This is a genomic window from Vibrio ordalii ATCC 33509, assembly GCA_000257205.1.
GTDB lineage: Bacteria > Pseudomonadota > Gammaproteobacteria > Enterobacterales > Vibrionaceae > Vibrio > Vibrio ordalii.
Window position 1 is genome coordinate 1 of sequence record AEZC01000043.1, and the last position, 19715, is coordinate 19715.

Consider the following 19715-nt stretch of genomic DNA (forward strand, 5'->3'; position numbering starts at 1 on the left):
ACAGTGACAACGCGGCCAAATGAGATCTCTTTGGCTAAAATTGCGCCAGCCAAGTCGAGTTGAGACATGATCCAACCGCCGAAAATGTCACCGTTGGCGTTAGTATCTGCTGGCATGGCTAAAGTGCGTAGCAATAATTGGCCTCTTGGGGCGCTATTTTCCTGATTCATTTTTCGACATCCATAACAACAAAACAGCGACCAAAGTGGTCGCTGAAAAATAGAGGCGTATTATAGCGAAAACTGACCTTTTTGCACTCATAAGAGTCCTTGTAATAAGGTCAATATGCTCAATGATCTTGTGAGGGGGAGCTATCGGAAACGGGTTTCTCTTTTGGTAGATGTTTGTAAATAAAAACGCCCGTTAATAAGGTATAAACAAAAGTCGCGGCTAATAAGCCAAATACTTTGAAGTTGACCCAAACATCCAATGGCAGTTGATATGCAATGTAGATGTTTAGTACAGCACAAACGCTGAAAAAGAAAACCCACGCCCAGTTGATTTTTGTCCATACGTGTTCAGGTAAGGTTAGCTCCTTGCCAAGCATTCCTTTAATGGCTGATTTACCCATGATGTGGCTGATGGTCAAGCCCAATGCAAAAGCAACGTAAACAATAGTGACCTTCCATTTAATGAAATTATCATCGTGAAAGAAAATCGTCATACCACCGAAGATGGTCACCATCAAAAACGTGATGATCTGCATTTTTTCAACTTTCTTATACAGTGTGTAGGTTAGGGCAATTTGTATTGCACTGGCTACGATAAGTGCTCCTGTGGCGACATAGATGTCGTACATTTTGAAGAGGGCAAAGAAGATAATCAGTGGTATAAAATCAATGAGTTGTTTCATTATTGTTGATGCTTCCGATTTAAATGTTGTGCACAGTCTAACGAAAAGCGCGCCATAGCTAAATAGAAAGAGGTAATACGCAACAAATTAACTGGGCAAGGCTCAACGTTCCCAACCGCTGGTTTCAAGTTGTGGTATCGCTTGTTTGATATCTTCTAGATAACCTTCACTTTTCAAATTAGCGACCGCTGTCTGTAGCTCTTCATCGGTCATAGAAAAGCATGAGTCTTTACCTGTTATGAGGTCGAGATACTGGTGGTATTCGAATTCATTGAAATGACCGATGCGATCGATAACTAACTCACGGATCCCATAGTGAATCAAACTGTAATAAGTGTCGCGATGAATATCTATTGCTCATACTCCAAGTCGATTCGCGTCAATGACATAAAGATCGCTGCCATTATGTGCACGAAAGAGGTGTTGTTTATTAAAGCAATCGCAATGCCAACTTTATCGTCAGTCATAGGGTGCTTTAATGATTAACTTTAGTATGAAAACTTGTTTTTTTTGCAAATTGCGATGCAAAAAAATACAAGCCGCATAGGATGCGGCTTGTATTGGATCAATGATGCTCTGTGATGAGTTAGGCTTTTTGCTGCTTCAATGAGGCCTCAGTGGCTTCTTCTTCTTCTTCAATCAAAGCATCAACAATAACGGCACATGCGGCGTCACCTGTGATGTTGAGCGCGGTACGGATCATGTCGAAGATACGGTCAAGAGCGAACAGTAGTGGCAAACCTTCAATTGGAATTCCAGCAGCCAGTAAAACCGCGACTACAAGAAAAGAAGGGCCAGGAACACCAGCCTGACCTACTGCGCCGAGTGTCGCTGTTACGATGATGGCAATGTAAGCGCCCATCGAGAGATCGATATTGAATAGTTGGGCGAAGAAAATTGCAACTAAACCATAATAGATGGCGTTGCCAGACATGTTGATGGTAGCACCTAACGGCAGAACAAAGGCGGCCGTTGAGTTGCGTACGCCAAGGTCGTGTTCGACGGTATCCATAGTGACAGGGAGTGTCGCCATTGATGACGCGGTTGAAAGGGCTACGGCTTGAGGCTTTTTCATCGCAAGGATAAACTTCTTAGCCGATGTCTTAGTGAATAGCTGGATCATTAATGGATAAGCAATAAAGCCGAAAATTAAAATGGCCGCGACATAAACCACAAACAGCTTAAACACCACCATTAATGCGTCGAAACCAAACGTGCCGACAGCTTCAGCCATCAAACCGAATACACCGATAGGCGCGATGATCATGACTTTGTTGATCATCCACACCATGGCATCAACAATGGTATTGACGCCATTGATGATCGGGTCACGTTTTTCTTTACTCTGTTTAGAAATAGCGATGCCAAAGAATAAGCAAAAAACAAGGATTTGCAGAATGTTGGCATTATTCAGTGACTGGAAAACGTTGGTTGGGATCATACCCGTAATGGTTGCCCAAAAAGTAGGTAGTTCACCTTTTGCTGCATATTCGGCAGAAAACATACTTTCAACACCCGAAATATCGATGCCGATACCGGGTTGGAAAATTTCGCCCATAACCAGTGCCAAGGCTACGGCTAAGGCTGATGTGACCGCAAAAAAGCTGAGCGTGATAAAACCGACTTTACCTGCGGCGTGGCTATTACCAAGGCCCGCAGCACCGGAAATAAGCGCAACGGCCACCAGTGGGATCACCAGCATCTTAATTAGGTTGATAAAAATGACACCCAGTGGCGAAAAGACGGCCGCATCGTGTCCCATCATGGCACCAACGGCAGTACCAATGATCATTGCAATGACGACTTGCACGCCAATGTTGCTTAACAAACTCTTTTTGTTTAACACTTCCATAACCTCTGTGCTAATTAATTGTAAATTCCTAGTGTTACCCACTCCATAAATATCAATCGGTGGATAAATATTTCGATTAGCTTTTTACACGGATATTTTACATTTATCAATATGAGATTAAGGCGAACTGATAACATTATTGATAGTTTATTGACATGAAACGTGGTTTTTGCAAAAAGAAAACGTTTGCTATTTGTTTTGTCAATTTAACCGATGGTTTTTTTGCGCTCGGTGAATGAATTTGGTGTAGTGTAAATGTTAAAGAAAAGGTCGATTTCTTGTTTTGACTGAGAAATAGACCTTGTTAGTGTTTGGTGTTAGCCCATTTATTTCAACGTCGCTGCTTTCATGCTGGATACGAAATGGCTGAGAGTCGTTAACATTTCATCTGGCTGATTAAGCTGCTGCTCAATAATTTTCACCACTGCGGAGCCCGATATTGCACCAGCGGCACCTGCAGCGATGGCCTGTTTGACTTGCTCAGGTTCTGATATGCCAAACCCAAGCAATGCGGGTGGGGCATTAAATTGGTTCAGTCTTTCCAACAAGGCATGTACTGGCATGTTGGCTTTTGTTTCTGCTCCTGTCACACCGGATCGGGACAGTAGATAAGTATAGCCACGGCCAAGTTTGGCGACCGCTGTTAGGGTCTCATCACTGGCGGTGGGTGGTGCGATGAAAATAGGTTGAATCCCGTATTTGTCTGCCGCCGCGACAAATTCACGGCTTTCATTAGTCGGAACATCGGCGATCAATACTGAATCCACACCTGCATTTTTACAGCGTTGGTAGAAGTTTTCGATGCCGCGTGAGTAAACGAGGTTGGCATACATGAGTAGTCCGATAGGCAGGTCGGGATATTGCGCGCGAATTTTTGTGATCAACTCAAAGCAGATATCTGGAGTCGTCCCGGCATCCAGTGCACGAATATTCGCCCCTTGGATGGTTGGGCCATCAGCGAGCGGATCAGAGAAAGGGATACCGAGTTCTAATGCGTCTGCTCCTGCTTCCACTAGCGTTTGCATGATGCGCAGAGATTGCTCTGGATCTGGGTCCCCGATGGTCACAAATGGAACAAACGCACCTTGATTGTTGTCAGCTAAACGCTGAAATAGGGTTTGATAGCGATCCATTACAGCGCTCCTTTCTCTTCTAATAGTTTATGGACGGTGAAGATATCTTTATCGCCGCGACCGGATAGATTCACGACCAATAACTGCTCTTTTTCTGGCTCGGCATACGCCATCTTCACGGCGTAAGCAACCGCATGTGATGATTCCAGCGCGGGAATAATGCCTTCGTTACGTGCGATCGATTGGAAAGCATCGAGTGCTTCGTCATCGGTAATGCTTTCGTACTCAGCGCGGCCTGTCGCATAAAGATGAGCGTGCTGAGGGCCAACAGAAGGGAAATCAAGCCCAGCGGACACCGAGTAAGACTCTTCCACTTGCCCGTTTTCATCTTGCATCAAAGGTGATTTCATACCGAAGAAAATACCTGTCTTGCCGTGCTTTAATGGCGCGCCATGCTGGTGGGTATGAATGCCTTTTCCTGCTGGCTCAATGCCAATCAAACGGACACTCTTTTCTTCAATAAAGTCAGCAAACATACCAATCGCGTTCGAACCGCCGCCGACACAAGCAAGCACCGCATCTGGTAAACGACCTTCGCGAGCCAAAATTTGCAGTTTCGTTTCTTCGCCAATCATGCGTTGAAATTCACGGACTATGGTTGGAAATGGGTGAGGACCCGCTGCTGTACCTAATAAATAGTGGGTGGTTTCATAGGTGGCAGACCAGTCACGTAGCGCTTCATTGCACGCATCTTTAAGTGTTGCTGATCCTGAATGAACGGGGATCACTTCTGCGCCCATCAGCTTCATACGAAACACGTTGGGGCTTTGGCGTTCAACATCTTTTGCGCCCATATAAACGCGACATTTTAGCCCCAGTAGTGCGCAGGCCAACGCTGTTGCAACACCATGTTGCCCTGCGCCTGTTTCGGCAATAATTTCATGTTTACCCATACGCTTAGCAAGCAGTGCCTGACCAAGTACTTGGTTAGTTTTGTGCGCGCCGCCGTGCAATAAATCTTCACGCTTTAAGTACAATTTGGTTTTTGTGCCTTTCGTGAGGTTTCGTGTCAAAGTTAGCGCCGTTGGGCGGCCAGCGTATTCTTGTAGTAACGTCATGAATTCAGCACGAAATTCAGGATCTTCCTGCGCATCAATAAAAGCTTGTTCCAATTGGTCAAGCGCTGGTACTAAAATTTGTGGCACGTATTGACCACCGTATTCGCCAAAATAGGCATCGAGTTTTGCCATGATTCGTATCCTTAGTCTCTGTGTTACTGCTGAGTGATTCAGCGGTAATGAATCTGTTGTTATCCCTTGCTACTTGACCTTGCGGCTGGGAGTCACTCGCTTTTCAAGTCAATGGGAATCGATTTAGTGTTAGTACTGCCGAATAGCGTCGAACGCTAGGGTCAGCTTGTGTAAGTCTTTTTTCCCCGGTTCGCTTTCAACACCTGAATTGAGATCGAGCCCTAAACAACCGATGTTTGCTGCTTGCTGAGCATTTTCAGGGGATAAGCCACCCGCCAACATGACATCGTTTACCTCGGTTAGTAATTGCCAGTCAAAACGTTGGCCAGTGCCGCCAGATTGCGTTCCTACTTTGGCATCGAATAAATGACGGTCAATGTGGCGCTCAAGTTTGGTCGGCAGGCAGTCGCTCACGCCATAAGCTTTCCAGATTTCAATCTGGCTAGGTAAGTGAGCTCTCAATTGGTCAACATAGGCTTGATCTTCTTCGCCATGCAGTTGCACCGCGAAGAGTTTTAATGTCGTAGCAATCTGCGTAATAGCTTCAATGGTGTGATTTTGAAACACGCCCACGTAGCGCAGCGGCGCGCCGCTCATGGTCAAACGTGCATTGTCTAAATCAATATAACGTTTGGATTGCGGCACAAAAATTAAGCCACCAAACACGGCTCCAGCTTGATAGGCTTTGGCCGCATCGTCAGCATGAGTTAAGCCGCACACTTTGTTTTCGCCGAGCGTCACTTTGCGTACCGCTAGCTCTAAATTTTGTTCGGCCATTAACGAGCTGCCGATTAAAAATCCGTTGGCGTATTGCGAAAGTTCACGTACTTGTTGGTGAGTATAAATGCCAGACTCCGAGATGATCATGGTTCCTTCTGGGAGTAAAGGTGCCAGCTGTTTAGTGCGATTGAGATCGGTTGAGAGATCGCGCAAGTTGCGGTTATTAATGCCAATAACTTTGGCTTGCAGGGCGACTGCCCGGTGCAGCTCTTCCTCATTGCTCACTTCGGTTAAAATACCCATACCCAGTTGGTGAGCCACATTGGCTAGCATTTGATAGTGCTGATCATCAAGGACGGACAGCATCAATAAAATGGCATCTGCGTTGTAGTGACGAGCCAAATAAACCTGATAAACATCAACCATGAAGTCTTTGCAAATCACAGGTTGGCTCACTTGCGCGCGAACGCGTGGCAGAAATTCGAGGTTGCCTTGGAAATATTTTTCATCAGTCAAAACTGAAATGGCGTCTGCATATTGATGGTAAACCGAGGCGATATAATCCAAATCAAAATCTTGGCGAATGAGCCCTTTGGAAGGTGACGCTTTTTTACACTCCAAAATAAAAGCGGTTTTACCCGTATTTAACGCATCATAAAACGAGCGATCTGATGCGTTTAATAAATGTTCGAAGCTGCCCAATGGTTGCTGCGCTTTACGCTGCTCGACCCATTCATATTTGTCATTGACGATTTTGGCCAACACTTCAGCCATTTGAGTATGTTGGGTTGAAATGTGGTCAGAAAGTTGCTCAGGCATGGGGCTTAACCTCTTTGTGCCAGTTGTTGGACAAGCTGATAGGCTTTACCCGAGTTCATTACACTAATGGCCTGTTGTGTATTGGCTTTGAGATCTTCTTGGCCAAAAAGACGCAGCAGCAGCGCCACATTGACAGCGACGGCAGCCAGTTGCGCTGGCGTGCCTTTCCCTGTCAGCAGGTTGGTAATAATGGCGCGATTCTCCGCAGGCTCACCACCTTGAATGGCTTCGAGTGGGTAGCTTTCAACACCAAAATCTTTAGGTGTTAAGGTGTATTCGATGATCTGTCCATCACGAATTTCAGCCACTAAGGTTTCACCATGAATTGCCACTTCATCTAAACCACTGCCATGAACGACCGCTGCACGTTTCAATCCCATTTGTAACATGGTTTGGGCAATAGGCAGAACCAGTTCTTTACTGTAAACACCCATCAGTTCAATGTTGGGGCGAGCGGGGTTAATCAGCGGTCCTAATATATTGAAGATAGTGCGCGTTTTCATGGTTTGGCGCACGGGCATCGCATGACGCACGCCACCGTGATATTGCGGCGCAAATAGGAAAGCGACGCCCAAGTCATCGATGGCTTGGCGAGTATTTTCAGCGCTCATCGCAAGGTTAATACCAAATGGATCCAGTAGATCAGAAGAGCCAGATTTGCTTGATACTCCACGATTACCATGTTTGGCAATTTTTACGCCACAGGCAGCAGCAACAAATGCTGCGGTGGTTGAAATATTAAAAGTATTTGAGCCATCACCACCAGTACCGACTATGTCTGCAAAATCATAGTCTGGCCTTGGAAACGGGGCCGCGTTAGCCAATAATGCTTTGGCTGCGCCGGCAATTTCATCGGGTGTTTCACCTTTGATTTTCAGTGCCGTCAATACCGCCGCCATCAAAATAGAGTCGAGTTCACCACGGATGATGACATCAAACAGTTGCTGGCTTTCTGCTTGCGAGAGCGACTGCTGCGCGTAAAGTTTATTAATGATGTTTTCCATAAAATATCCCTATAAATCCGTTAGTGGGTGCTTTTTTCTAAAGCCCAATCGATCGCATTGGCAAGCAATGCTGCGCCATGAGTAGTCATGATGGACTCTGGATGAAATTGAAAGCCGCACACTTTATCTTGCTCTTGCACCACAGACATCACGAGCCCATCGACCTCTGCCGTGATGGTTAAACTATCCGGAACTTCAATAGCCACTAGGGAATGATAACGAGCAATGGCTAGTGGTGACGGTAGCTGTTGGTAAATACGGTGATCTTGGTGTTCCATCATCGATATTTTGCCATGGATAATTTCGCCAGCACCCGCGACGGTGCCGCCGTAAGCTTCAACAATCGCTTGGTGACCTAAACAGATGCCAATGATCGGCACTTTGCCCTTAAGGCGTTGGATTAATTGTGGCATGCATCCCGCGTCTGCGGGCGCGCCCGGTCCGGGAGAAAGCAGCAGCAGCGGGTTATCCAATTGAAAGACCGCTTGTTCAATGTTCTGTGCGGCGATGTGGTTACGATAAATCGTCACTGTATGGCCAAGTGAGCGAAATTGATCCACAAGGTTGTAGGTAAAGGAATCAAAGTTATCGATAAAAATAATGTTGGCCATGTCTGCTACTCCTGATGCGCGGCTTGAATTGCAGAGATCACGGCTTGTGCTTTACCGCGTGTCTCGTCGGCTTCCGATTGAGGGTCTGAATCATAAACGACCCCAGCGCCCGCTTGAACTTGCGCAATACCCTGTTCGACATAAGCCGAGCGGATTACGATGCAAGTATCTAAATCGCCTTCCCCGGTAAGGTAGCCAACCGCGCCACCGTAACTGCCACGGCGGGCTTTTTCCACGTTACGGATAAGCTGCATGGCGCGAATTTTCGGCGCACCAGTGAGTGTGCCCATATTCATGCAGGCTTGGTAAGCGTGCAGTGCATCGAGATCGCTTCGGAGTTGACCCACCACTCGAGAAACCAAATGCATAACGTGACTGTAGCGATCCACTTTCAATAAATCAGCGACGTGGCGCGTTCCTGCTTGTGCAATACGTGCGACATCGTTACGCGCAAGGTCGACCAACATCATGTGTTCCGCGTTCTCTTTTTTGTCGCAACGCAGCTCTAGTTCAATGCGGCTATCTAAATCAAAATCAATTGAACCATCGGCGCGTTTACCACGACGGCGAGTCCCTGCGATAGGGTAAATCTCAATCTGGTTGGTCTCGGTGGCATATTTCAATGCACTTTCAGGAGATGCGCCAAACAGAGTAAAGCGTTCGTCTTGCATATAAAACATGTAAGGGCTTGGGTTGCTCTCTTTCAGTTTTTTATAAGCAGCAAGTGGTGAAGGGCAAGGTAGAGTAAATCGGCGAGAAGGGACCACCTGAAAAACATCGCCTTTCACGACAAATTCTTTTAACGCTTGAACGGTCTTGCAAAACTCTTGGTCAGAAATATTCGTTGTCACGCTTACGTTAGCTACGGTTTTGGCTGGCGGTAGTAATTTGGGTGCGGCACATTGCTGCGCGATCTCTTGTAAACGAGTAATTAATGTTTCACGCATTGTTGGCGTGGGGTTAAAAACACTGGCTTGCAACTGACAATGCTCAGTTTTATGGTCAATCACCAACAAGGTTTCCGCGATATAAAAAACGTAGTCCGGGCACTGGTTAGTTGTGCTGGCATCGCCTAGTGGTTCGAAGTTGGCCACCAGATCGTAGGCAAATAAGCCGCCAAGGAAAAGAGCATACTTATCGTGGTGACTAAGGTCGAAACTGTGCTGCACGAGACGTAGTGCATCAAAAGAAGAGGCTTCGCGTAGGCGAGAATCTTCGTCTAGCGTGTCGCATGGTGCTTGAAATTGAAGCGTTAAGGTATTTTGTTGTAACTGATGTTCAATATCCGCTTTAATATTACGCTGTAGATGTTTGATGAGTTGCTGACCATTGTCTGTCAAGGCATGGAAAGCGACACCGTGACCAAAGCAGATGATACGCACGGCAGCATCAATCAATAATAGACTTTTTAGATCCTGTTTTGAGTCGATCTCAGCTGACTCTAATAGCAAACAATCTGTTTTTGACTCACATAGGGTATGAAATAGACGAGTTGGATCTTGGGTATAAGGCACGGACATATTGATTACGTCAATTTGGCCTAAGTTTTTAATTTCAATGGTCTTATTCACAAGACCTCCTTGATGAATTTTAATGTTCCTGTCGTCCATACTCGCATAATCCTCTTAGAGACCCAATCTTCACTTTGGGGGTTTCGCTGTTTTATTGTGCAATGTAATGTGAGCTATTCGACAAAATAAAAAGCCCGCTCATTGAGGCGGGCTTTGTGAATTCGTGTTCTATTTTAAAAGTACACGGTTGCCCACCAAGAACTTGTCCAAGTGTGCCACCAATTGAGCTCAGATGAAGCTGCGCTTAAATTGTGATTATGGTTTTGGTTAAATTCTTGTAACATGGTCAACCTCAAATACGTGCCTTGCATTTGTGTACTAGTTAACTAGTGCGAGAGTAAAAAGTCAAGCCTAAAAGATGGCCAAAATAAAATTATGAGAATTGATCTACATAGCCACACCACTTCTTCAGATGGCAGGTTATCGCCGCAAGCGTTAATCGATAGGGCGCTAAGCTTTGATATTGAGGTATTGGCAATCACTGATCACGATACGACTGATGCATTAACTATTGCTCATGACTATATTAATCAGCAACAATTACCCATCACTTTGATAGATGGCATCGAGATTTCCACGGTTTGGCAAAATAAAGATATTCATATTGTTGGGCTCAACATCGACTCAAACGCTCAAGCTCTGCAGCAGTTAATTGAGCAGCAAAAGGCACATCGTGTGCAGCGCGCACAATTGATTGCACAACGATTGCAAAAAGTGACACGTGAAGGGGTGTTAGAAGAGGTGCAAGCGATCGCTGGCGACGCACCGATTACTCGTGCGCATTTCGCAAAATGGCTGGTTGAACAGGGTTTTGCGAAGAACATGCAGCAGGTGTTCAAAAAGTTTCTCACCCGCGATAATCCTGGGTATGTACCACCGAGTTGGTGCTCGATGGCCGATGCCGTTGAAGCAATACACGCCGCTGGTGGCCAAGCGGTATTAGCGCATCCTGGACGATATGACTTGACGGCTAAGTGGCTCAAGCGCTTAATAACGGCGTTTGTGGAAGCGGGTGGTGATGCAATGGAAGTGGCGCAACCACAACAAGCACCACAAGAAAGACGCATCTTGGCCGATTATGCTATACAATACAAACTGTTAGCTTCTCAAGGCAGTGACTTTCATTACCCCTCACCTTGGATGGAACTGGGGCGAAATCTTTGGTTGCCTTCCGGCATCGATCCTGTCTGGAAAGATTGGAGCTTAAGATCCATAGATAGAGTCGAGAGACTCGACAATGAGGAATGACAATGAGTCAGTTTTTTTACGTTCATCCAGAAAACCCGCAGACTCGCTTGATCACACAAGCGGTTGCCATTATCCGCAATGGCGGGGTTGTTGTGTACCCAACGGATTCTGGTTATGCGCTAGGTTGCCAGTTAGAAAATAAACAAGCGTTAGAGCGTATTTGCCAAATCCGCCGTCTTGATGATAAGCATAATTTTACCTTGCTGTGCCGTGATTTGTCAGAGCTCTCTTTTTATGCGCGTGTGGATAATACCGCTTTTCGCTTGCTAAAGAATAATACACCTGGCCCTTATACGTTTATTTTCAAAGGGACTAAAGAAGTACCACGACGGTTGATGAATGCGAAGCGTAAGACGATCGGTATCCGCGTGCCTAATAACCGTATTGCACTTGATTTACTTGAAGCGTTAGGTGAACCGTTGATGTCCACCTCACTTATTTTGCCCGGCAACACCCATACAGAATCGGATCCTGAAGAGATTCGGGATCGCCTTGAGCATACAGTGGATGTGATTTTGAATGGTGGTTATTTAGGTGAGCAGCCGACGACAGTGATTGATTTTAGTGAAGATGAGATGGTGATTGCTCGCGTGGGAGCGGGCGATCCAACACCTTTTGAATAGCTTTTGAGTAGGCCATCAAAACGAGTGCTTTTTGGCGTAGAATTTGAGATACTATTCGGCCGCGATTTTGGGGTCGCATTTTTTCATTCGACGTCTGTGAAGACGACACATAGGTAGATAAATGAGCGAAAAGTTACAAAAAGTTTTAGCACGAGCTGGTCATGGTTCTCGTCGTGAGTTAGAAGCTTTGATTAGAGCAGGACGTGTCAGTGTTAATGGCAAGGTAGCTATGTTAGGCGAGCGCCTAGAAGATGATAACGCGGTTGTGCGTATTGATGGACATGCTGTTTCCGTTAAAGCGCCAGAAGAAGTTATTTGTCGAGTGCTTGCTTACTACAAACCGGAAGGTGAGCTTTGTACCCGTCATGATCCCGAAGGCCGTCGGACGGTATTTGATCGTCTACCTAAAATTCGTGGTTCGCGTTGGATTTCAGTTGGCCGCTTAGATGCCAACACCTCAGGCTTACTTCTCTTTACTACCGATGGTGAATTGGCCAATCGACTTATGCACCCAAGTCGTCAAGTAGAGCGCGAATATTTAGTGCGTGTTTTTGGCGAAGTGAACGAACAGAAAGTGCGTAACCTCGTTAAAGGGGTTGAGCTAGAAGATGGCTTGGCACGCTTTGAAGATATCGTTTACGCTGGTGGTGAAGGTATGAACCATACTTTCTACGTCGCGATTAACGAAGGCCGTAACCGTGAAGTTCGTCGTCTTTGGGAATCTCAAGATACTACCGTGAGTCGTTTGAAACGGGTTCGTTATGGCGAGATCTATTTGGACAAAAAACTGCCACGCGGCGGTTGGATGGAACTGGATCTTAAAGATGTAAACTATTTACGTGAATTGGTTGAACTGCGTCCTGAAAAAGAGACGATGCTAGATTTGAGCAAAGACAACACTTCACGTACTCGTGAGCGTGCACGTAGCCAAAAAATTCGCCGCGCCGTTAAACGCCATGAAGAGCGCGTAACGACGACGGGCAAACCCAAAAGTCGTACGACCAATGGTACAACGACCAATGGTAAAAAAACTAACGGTACGACAACCAATGGCACAACCACTGGTCGTCGCAAGCCTGCTTCAAGTACCCGTAACAGTGGTGCAGATGGTAGCCGCGGCACTGGTCGGCCTCAAACTGGCAAATCGAAAGCACCACGTCGATAAGCGAAACTTCTTCGTTGCCCGTTAATTGATATTAAAATCCCGAGCCAAGCTCGGGATTTTTCTTTTGTAGATTATCGTTCGCACTAATAGATGCGGCATTACAAGGTTTGCTGTAGTTGGAAATAGCGGCCTTGTTTGGCCAATAACGCTTGGTGGCTACCGTATTCCACGATTTCACCTTGTTCAATCAGGCAAATAGCATCCATTGTTTCTAACTCGACCAAACGGTGCGTAATAAATAGGACGGTTTTATGCGCAAAATGCTGCTTAAATAGAGCCAGAATTTGCTGCTCGGTTTGTTTATCCAAGCCTTCCGTGGGTTCATCGAGTAATAAAATTGAACCGTTGTGGAGCAGCGCGCGCGCGATACCGATGCGGCGTTTCTCTCCACCAGAGAGCTGACGGCCGCCGTCACCCAGCCATGCGTCCAAACCTAGATCATCCAATAGAGTATGTAAACCGACTTGCGTTAAGGCGTGAGCTAACTGTTGATCGTTTGCGCTTGGATTGGCCATCGCGAGGTTGTCTCGCAGCGTGCCATTGAGTACATCTACACGTTGGCTAACCACACTGATGGTTTGGCGAAGTTCGCTCTCATTCCACGCTGTTAAGTGGGTACCTGCAATGGAGACGCTGCCTTGCTGTGGATCCCAATAGCGTGACAGCAATTGCATTAAGGTTGATTTGCCAGAGCCTGTTTGTCCCACTATCGCAACGCGATGCCCTGCGGGAATATGGAGGTTGACACCGCGTAGCACATCTTGGCTGCTGTCAGGATAGTGAAAGGTTACGTCTGAAAATTCAATATCGAATTGACCTGAGTGCTGAGTTAAAGCCGTAGGAAATTGGACTTCAGGCTCAGCCAGAATAATATCGTTGAGGCGGCGAGCAGAAGTGAGTGTTTGCCCTAAATGTTGAAATGCACCAGCAATCGGCATCAGCAGTTCAAAACTTGCCATAGTTGCAAAAGCCACCAGTGCAATCATCGGGTCGGGTTGATTACCTGCCACACCATCGGCGGCAAGCCAGATCACTAACACAAGCGTCCAGCCATTAGCGAGCATGAGCAGTGCTTGTGCAAGGCCAGAAAAATGAGCGTTAGCCAATTGATTGACCAGCAATTTTTGCTGCGCGCTAAGAATCGCTTCACGGTAACGGTTTTCTGCACCAAACAGGGTCAGTTCACTGTAGCCTTGCAACCAGTCAAGCGTTGCAATACGCAAATCCGCCTTGTGCTGGGTGAGCTCGGCACCATTACGCTGACCCAGTTTATAAAAGAGGACTGGCCACACGAGCAGTAGCGTCAGAAGAATTGCACCAAGGGTTAAGCCAATGGCAGGGTCGAACCAACATAAGAATGCCGTTAACGCACTAATGCCCAGTACACCCACGGTTACTGGGCTGATTAAGCGCAAATAGACGTGATCCATAGCATCGATATCTGCCACTAGACGGTTGAGTAAATCAGCGTCTCTGAGGTTTGACACACGACCTGGGATCAGTGGCGCGAGTTTTTGGAAGAAGAAAATACGCAGATCCGTCAGCAGCTTGAATGTAGCATTATGGCTGACAACACGCTCACCCCAACGTCCTGCAGTGCGTCCCATGGCAAAGCCACGTACAAAGGCGCCCGGTAGCATGTAGTTGAATGTTTCACGAGCAATGGTTAAGCCAGCAATGGCCGCTGCGGATAAAAACCAGCCGGATAAGGTCAGTAGACCAATCGAGGCAAACAGGGTTAAAAAGGCCAGCAGCATACCGAGAGATAAACCAAACCAGTGCTTTTTATACAATTTAAGGTAAGGGATGAGATCACGCATCAAGGTTCCCCTTATTGGCTTCATCAAGCGCTTGATTAGCTTGTAACATATCGGAAAACAGCCCCTTTTGCTGGCTGAGTGTATTGTAATCGCCTGTTTGAACTATCGCCCCATTTTGCATCACCAAAATCTGTTGCACCGATTTTAATGGTGCTAATTGGTGCGTCACGATTAAAGCGGTGTGGTGTTGAATTTGGCGGTTCAAACCTTGCATCACTAACTGTTCGCTGCGTGCATCTAAGCTGGCGGTTGGTTCATCAAGTAGCCAAAAATTGCCGTTTTGTAGCAGCGTGCGAGCAAGTGCAATTCGCTGAGCTTGTCCGACAGATAATCCACCAGATCGATCGGTGATGGCGTAATCCAAACCATGTTTGTCGACAAATTCAGCCGCATAGGCATTATCTAAAGCCGAATGAAGCGCTTCGTCACTCATGTCATGCTTGCCGAGGCTGATATTCTCAACGATGGTTCCGTGCACCAATAGTGGATTTTGCCCAACCCAACTGATCTGCTTACGCCAGCTGGTGTGCTCAAGATCGCTTAGTTCAATACCATTGATTTTCAAACTGCCTTGGTAAGGCATGAAGCCTAAAATGGCGTTGACTAAGCTGGTTTTACCTGCACCGCTTGGCCCGACAAGTGCAGTGGTTGAATGGTTATCTAACGTAAATGAAATTGGGCCGACCAAGCGTTTTCCTTCTGGGCTAAACACTTCGAGATCTTGCGCTACAATGTCAATCTGCTGTGCACCGTCGAGCGAGATAGATCCTGATTTCACCTTGCTGATGTCGGTTTCCAAAAACTCGACAATGCTTTCAGCCGCGCCAACAGCTTGTTGTTTGGCGTGATAAAAGGTGCCAAAATCACGTAATGGTTGATAAAACTCAGGCGCAAGGATCAAGATAAATAGGCCGGAAAATAGAGTCACGGCTGTACCGTAGTAGCCGAAATTCAACTCACCAATAAAGCTAAAACCAAAGTAAACGGCGGTGATGGCAATCGAGATCGAGGTGAAAAATTCCAACACCGCTGATGATAGAAAGGCGATTTTCAATACATCCATTGTGCGAGTACGAAAGACTTCAGAAGCGCCTTTAAGCTGATTGGCTTCGGCTTGTGTGCGGTTGAATAGACGTATTGTAGTCATCGACTGCAGGCGATCATAAAAGTGACCAGATAATCGTTGCAGTGCTTTGAAATTTTTACGGTTAGCATCAGCTGCTTTCATACCGACTAAGGCCATAAACAGCGGTACTAAGGGTGCGGTGATTAAGAAGATCAAACCCGCCGCCCAGTTGACGGGAAAGACCACAATCAAAATCATAAATGGGATCAACACAGATAATGACATCTGCGGTAAATAGCGCGCAAAAAAATCCTGCATGTTTTCAACTTGCTCAAGCAGCAATGTCGCCCATGCACCGGCAGGCTTACCTTTAATGTAAGCAGGGCCTAACTCGCGAACTTTATCCAGTATTAACTGACGGATATAAATACGGATCTGCTCTCCGCAGCGAAAACCCGCAATTTCACGCCCCCATGCACACGCGGCACGTGCGGCAATCGTTACCACTAAACCAAGAAAATAGGGAATGAGCTCTGTTTTATCAACTTGTTCAATAATCAATTGATGCAGAATGGAGGCGAGGAGTGCGGCCTGAGCCAGCAAAAACACACTTGATAATACGCCAAGGCCAACAGCAATCATTAACCAGCGTTTTGCCAGTTTACTTTGCTGTTTGAGCCAATTATTCAAGCTACGTTGCTTTTTCTTATCCATTTCGAAGGCTTAATGAGAATTATTATGTAAACGGAAGGACGCTAGTATACAAAATAAAGCCCGATGGATATACCACCGGGCTGTAGGGTTTTGTTATAAAACTGGAAAACAACCTTTTGCTTACTTGTCGCTCATGTCTACTTGTCGTTCAAGCTGTCTAGGTAGCGCTCTGCATCTAATGCCGCCATACAACCCGTTCCTGCCGAGGTGATCGCTTGGCGATAGTTGTGATCCATCACATCACCAGCAGCAAACACACCTTCAATACTCGTTTGAGTTGCATTACCATCAAGGCCAGATCTGACCACGATATAGCCCTCTTTCATCTCTAGCTTGCCAGCAAACATGTCGGTATTCGGTTTGTGACCAATCGCGATAAAGACGCCCATCACATCCAGATCTTCTGTAGTTTCTGATTGGGTGTGTTGCATACGAACACCCGTCACGCCGGTTTCATCGCCTAACACTTCCTGTAAAGTGCGGTCAGTGTGTAGCACTATATTGCCGCTTGCGACTTTATCCATCAGACGATTAATCAGAATTTTTTCCGCGCGGAACGAATCACGGCGGTGGATTAGGTGAACTTGTGCCGCGATATTGGATAGATAAAGCGCTTCTTCCACAGCGGTATTGCCACCGCCGACGACTGCAACTTTTTGGTTACGATAGAAAAAGCCATCGCAAGTGGCACAAGCCGAAACGCCGCGCCCTTTAAAGGCTTCTTCTGAATCCAAACCTAGGTAACGTGCGGATGCACCTGTTGAAATGATCAGGGCATCGCAGCTATATTCTGCACTATCACCTTTAAGGCGGAATGGACGCTGTGAAAAATCAACTTCATTAATATGATCAAACACAATCTCAGTTTCAAAGCGCTCGGCATGCTCTTTCATTCGTTCCATTAAAGCAGGGCCCGTGAGGCCTTCGGCGTCTCCTGGCCAGTTTTCTACTTCTGTGGTGGTCGTTAACTGACCACCTTGCTGCATACCGGTAACGAGAACTGGATTAAGGTTAGCGCGAGCTGCGTAAACGGCTGCCGTATAACCAGCCGGGCCTGAACCAAGAATAAGAAGTTTGCAATGTTTCACGTTGCTCATGGGGACTCCAGTATCGAAAATGCTCGAAAATTTAACACGATTGTAGGGAATATTTCGAGTCAATTAAAGCGATTACATCGGCTAGCTTAGAAATAATCGTTATACAGCCAAATTGAGCAATGATGGGACTTGGCTAATAAGTCAGCCAACGTGTTTTTAAGCAATTTCGGCCGCTGGCTTTCGCCATATAAAGCAGTTGGTCGACTTCTTCACACAATGCTTGGAGATCTAAATCCGTATTCGTTGCGCTCAACACGCCAAAACTCGAAGTGACGGATACTGATTCTCGTGATTCGGTTACAAAATGGTGAGCTTCAATTTTCCGGCGTAATGTTTCGGCAATTTCGCTGGCAATGCCTAAGTCAGTATCGGGTAGTAAGATGAGAAACTCTTCTCCACCGTAGCGGGCGACAACATCAGAAGAGCGCACCGAGGATTTAAAGATAGCGGCGATTTCCACTAATACTTGATCACCGAAAGCGTGACCATAAGTGTCATTAATGACTTTAAAATAATCAACATCGGTCAAAATAAGGCTAATCGGTTTTGCATCTTCATTATGTTGGATCTGTTCGTCTAATTGCGCTGAATCGAATGGTTCGCTGTTTTTTTTAAGTGAAGGTTGACCTTTGAACCAAGTCTGTTGCCACATCACAATCCGTTGCACGAGTTTAATAAGCGCTTCGCTACTGTTTTGGTAAGATTTGGATTGATGTTTTGCAAATCGTTCCTCCATGTAGCGTCGATTATACAAGTCAGTTAAGGTGTCCGTTTTGGCAAGCATACCCATTTTGATGCGAGAGCGGTTGGCCCAGATAAATATGATCAATAACCCTATTAATGCAAGAGCCAAGAAAAGGACAATTTCACCTAATAGATAAAACGTTTTCTGATGGTTTTCAATTTCTAGTTTTTGAAGTACGTTGTTCCAGTTTAGATCCTGATTTTCATATTGTAGACGCTCAAGATCAAACAACATTTGTTGTCGCTGTAAGTTCTCTACTTGTTCAACATTGCGAAGTGTGAGCGATCGTAAATCATAAGTTTCATAGGCTTGTTTGTAGTTGTTTTGCCCAGCATAAGCCTGTGCTGCTACTTTTAACAACTCTATCTGTTGAATAAGTAGATTTGATCTTTGTTTGATATGCGCAATGAGTGGTTCTACAAATTCAATCACTTCACCGTAGCGTTTTTGTTCCAATAGATCTTGTGTTTGTAATAGCTGAAAAGTGGCAACGTAGCCTGGTTGGCTTTCTCGGTACTGCAGTTCCTCCGTTTTTTTCAAGAAAAAGCGCATTTGATCTCGGTTGTTGGTATCTCGATAAAGCCGTGCAAGTTCAATGTTAATACGAAAGCGATGTCGCCCGTCACCCAGTATTTGTGCCAGCTTGAGTGCGGTTTTATAGGTTTCGATCGCTGCCGTGATTTGATGGCGTGACTCTTGCAATTTTTTATAGATGTCGAGTAAGCTAACCAACTGGCTATAAGACATTTTACGTTGCTTGAAGTAACTGTAGGAATTTTCAAGTAACAGCTGTGAACGATCAAAATCTTGTAGCTGAACCAGTATTTGACCTAGACCGTGAGATATTCTCTCCATTAACTCTTTGTTATCAATGGATTTTGCTGTATCAATTGAGGTCATTATTGCGGCGTACGATTTTTTAAACTCGCCTTGCTCTTGGTAATAGAGACTTTTAGCTAGTAATACTTCTGATTTGATTTGTGCATTGTGATCGTTTCCTGCTTCGACTAACAGTGCGTCAAGTTTCGGCAACACGTCGACTTTTTGGTGCCGTAAAGCTTGAATCTCTCTTAGTTTGAGAGTCAGCGTTTCAACGTTGGTATGCTCTGTTCGCTTTAATCCTAATTGTGCCGCTTCTAAGCTCCTATCATATTCCTCCAGTAGCCCATACACAGTTGCTTTGGCCAAATAGTAACGTACGACGAGAGCTGAAGGCTGTGACAATATGATGTAGTCTTCTTCTAGTTCACTAATTTGTGCCTTTGCCTTGATCGGTAGTGAGTAGGTGATCTGCTCAATGCCCTCCAATGCTTGGAGAAATTTATCTTTAGGATCCATAGCCGCATAGGCACTGATTACACTGAAACCTAATGCGATGAAAGTCCACAGTGTGACTTTAATACTAGAGTTCACGGGTTGAGGATCTCCTTATCAGTTGAGCGATGTTTCAACTAAGTTTTAATGGTCAAATATATCAATTAGTG

At 45.8% G+C, this 19715-nt stretch carries 18 protein-coding genes and 1 other annotated feature; of the genes, 3 read left to right on the forward strand and 15 right to left on the reverse strand.

The annotated features are described in order from the left end of the window. From VOR_RS16650 to trpL2, 11 genes are all read right to left on the reverse strand, one after another. Nucleotides 1–170, reverse strand: a 170-nt coding sequence (locus VOR_RS16650; RefSeq protein WP_010318223.1) for a hotdog domain-containing protein, incomplete at its 3' end; no start/stop codon positions are given. A 119-nt stretch (nt 171–289) separates the two neighbouring features. Beyond that, complete coding sequence (locus tag VOR_RS0102845) at nt 290–853, reverse strand: septation protein A (protein WP_010318224.1); 564 nt, start codon at nt 851–853, stop codon at nt 290–292. Nucleotides 854–955: 102 nt separating this feature from the next. Beyond that, complete coding sequence (locus VOR_RS0102850) at nt 956–1207, reverse strand: hypothetical protein (RefSeq protein WP_029626835.1); 252 nt, start codon at nt 1205–1207, stop codon at nt 956–958. Nucleotides 1208–1439: 232 nt separating this feature from the next. Beyond that, complete coding sequence (locus tag VOR_RS0102860) at nt 1440–2705, reverse strand: dicarboxylate/amino acid:cation symporter (RefSeq protein ID WP_010318226.1); 1266 nt, start codon at nt 2703–2705, stop codon at nt 1440–1442. Nucleotides 2706–3031: 326 nt separating this feature from the next. Then, the gene (gene trpA, locus VOR_RS0102870; RefSeq protein WP_010318227.1) at nt 3032–3838 is read right to left on the reverse strand and encodes a tryptophan synthase subunit alpha; all 807 of its coding nucleotides are present in this window, start codon (nt 3836–3838) and stop codon (nt 3032–3034) included. Then, on the reverse strand, nt 3838–5028 hold the full coding sequence (gene trpB, locus VOR_RS0102875) for a tryptophan synthase subunit beta (RefSeq protein ID WP_010318228.1): 1191 nt from the start codon (nt 5026–5028) through the stop codon (nt 3838–3840). The genes trpA and trpB overlap by 1 nt, the downstream gene beginning before the upstream one ends. A gap of 129 nt (nt 5029–5157) precedes the next feature. Continuing rightward, a complete protein-coding gene (gene trpCF / locus VOR_RS0102880) occupies nt 5158–6567 on the reverse strand; it encodes a bifunctional indole-3-glycerol-phosphate synthase TrpC/phosphoribosylanthranilate isomerase TrpF (protein ID WP_010318229.1) in 1410 nt (469 codons plus the stop codon). Nucleotides 6568–6572: 5 nt separating this feature from the next. Continuing rightward, nucleotides 6573–7571: an anthranilate phosphoribosyltransferase gene (gene trpD / locus VOR_RS0102885; protein WP_010318230.1), complete on the reverse strand. Its 999-nt coding sequence runs from the start codon at nt 7569–7571 to the stop codon at nt 6573–6575. Nucleotides 7572–7591: 20 nt separating this feature from the next. After that, entirely contained in the window at nt 7592–8182 is a 591-nt protein-coding gene (locus VOR_RS0102890; RefSeq protein ID WP_010318231.1) for an aminodeoxychorismate/anthranilate synthase component II, read from the reverse strand. Between the two features lie 5 nt (nt 8183–8187). Further along, on the reverse strand, nt 8188–9753 hold the full coding sequence (locus VOR_RS0102895) for an anthranilate synthase component 1 (protein WP_010318232.1): 1566 nt from the start codon (nt 9751–9753) through the stop codon (nt 8188–8190). A 124-nt stretch (nt 9754–9877) separates the two neighbouring features. Further along, nucleotides 9878–9980 (reverse strand) — a sequence feature (Trp leader region). Further along, complete coding sequence (trpL2, locus tag VOR_RS0102900; protein ID WP_010318233.1) at nt 9927–10064, reverse strand: tryptophan operon leader peptide; 138 nt, start codon at nt 10062–10064, stop codon at nt 9927–9929. (Overlaps the previous feature by 54 nt.) Nucleotides 10065–10128: 64 nt before the next feature. Here trpL2 and rnm point away from each other — a divergent pair, with 64 nt between their 5' ends. The 3 genes from rnm (at nt 10129) to rluB (ending at nt 12789) form a co-directional block, all read left to right on the forward strand. Further along, on the forward strand, nt 10129–11001 hold the full coding sequence (gene rnm / locus VOR_RS0102905; RefSeq protein ID WP_010318234.1) for an RNase RNM: 873 nt from the start codon (nt 10129–10131) through the stop codon (nt 10999–11001). A gap of 2 nt (nt 11002–11003) precedes the next feature. Continuing rightward, nucleotides 11004–11624, forward strand: coding sequence for an L-threonylcarbamoyladenylate synthase (locus VOR_RS0102910; RefSeq protein ID WP_010318235.1), 621 nt, complete (start codon nt 11004–11006; stop codon nt 11622–11624). Between the two features lie 121 nt (nt 11625–11745). Further along, the gene (gene rluB, locus VOR_RS0102915) at nt 11746–12789 is read left to right on the forward strand and encodes a 23S rRNA pseudouridine(2605) synthase RluB (RefSeq protein ID WP_010318236.1); all 1044 of its coding nucleotides are present in this window, start codon (nt 11746–11748) and stop codon (nt 12787–12789) included. Nucleotides 12790–12887: 98 nt separating this feature from the next. Here rluB and cydC read toward each other — a convergent pair whose 3' ends face one another. From cydC to VOR_RS0102935, 4 genes are all read right to left on the reverse strand, one after another. Further along, on the reverse strand, nt 12888–14609 hold the full coding sequence (cydC, locus tag VOR_RS0102920) for a heme ABC transporter ATP-binding protein/permease CydC (protein WP_010318237.1): 1722 nt from the start codon (nt 14607–14609) through the stop codon (nt 12888–12890). Beyond that, entirely contained in the window at nt 14602–16389 is a 1788-nt protein-coding gene (gene cydD / locus VOR_RS0102925; protein WP_010318238.1) for a heme ABC transporter permease/ATP-binding protein CydD, read from the reverse strand. Before cydD ends, cydC begins: the two co-directional genes overlap by 8 nt. 137 nt (nt 16390–16526) lie before the next feature. Beyond that, entirely contained in the window at nt 16527–17486 is a 960-nt protein-coding gene (trxB, locus tag VOR_RS0102930) for a thioredoxin-disulfide reductase (RefSeq protein ID WP_010318239.1), read from the reverse strand. A 133-nt stretch (nt 17487–17619) separates the two neighbouring features. Next, a complete protein-coding gene (locus VOR_RS0102935; protein WP_010318240.1) occupies nt 17620–19644 on the reverse strand; it encodes a GGDEF domain-containing protein in 2025 nt (674 codons plus the stop codon). Between the last annotated feature and the right edge of the window lie 71 nt (nt 19645–19715).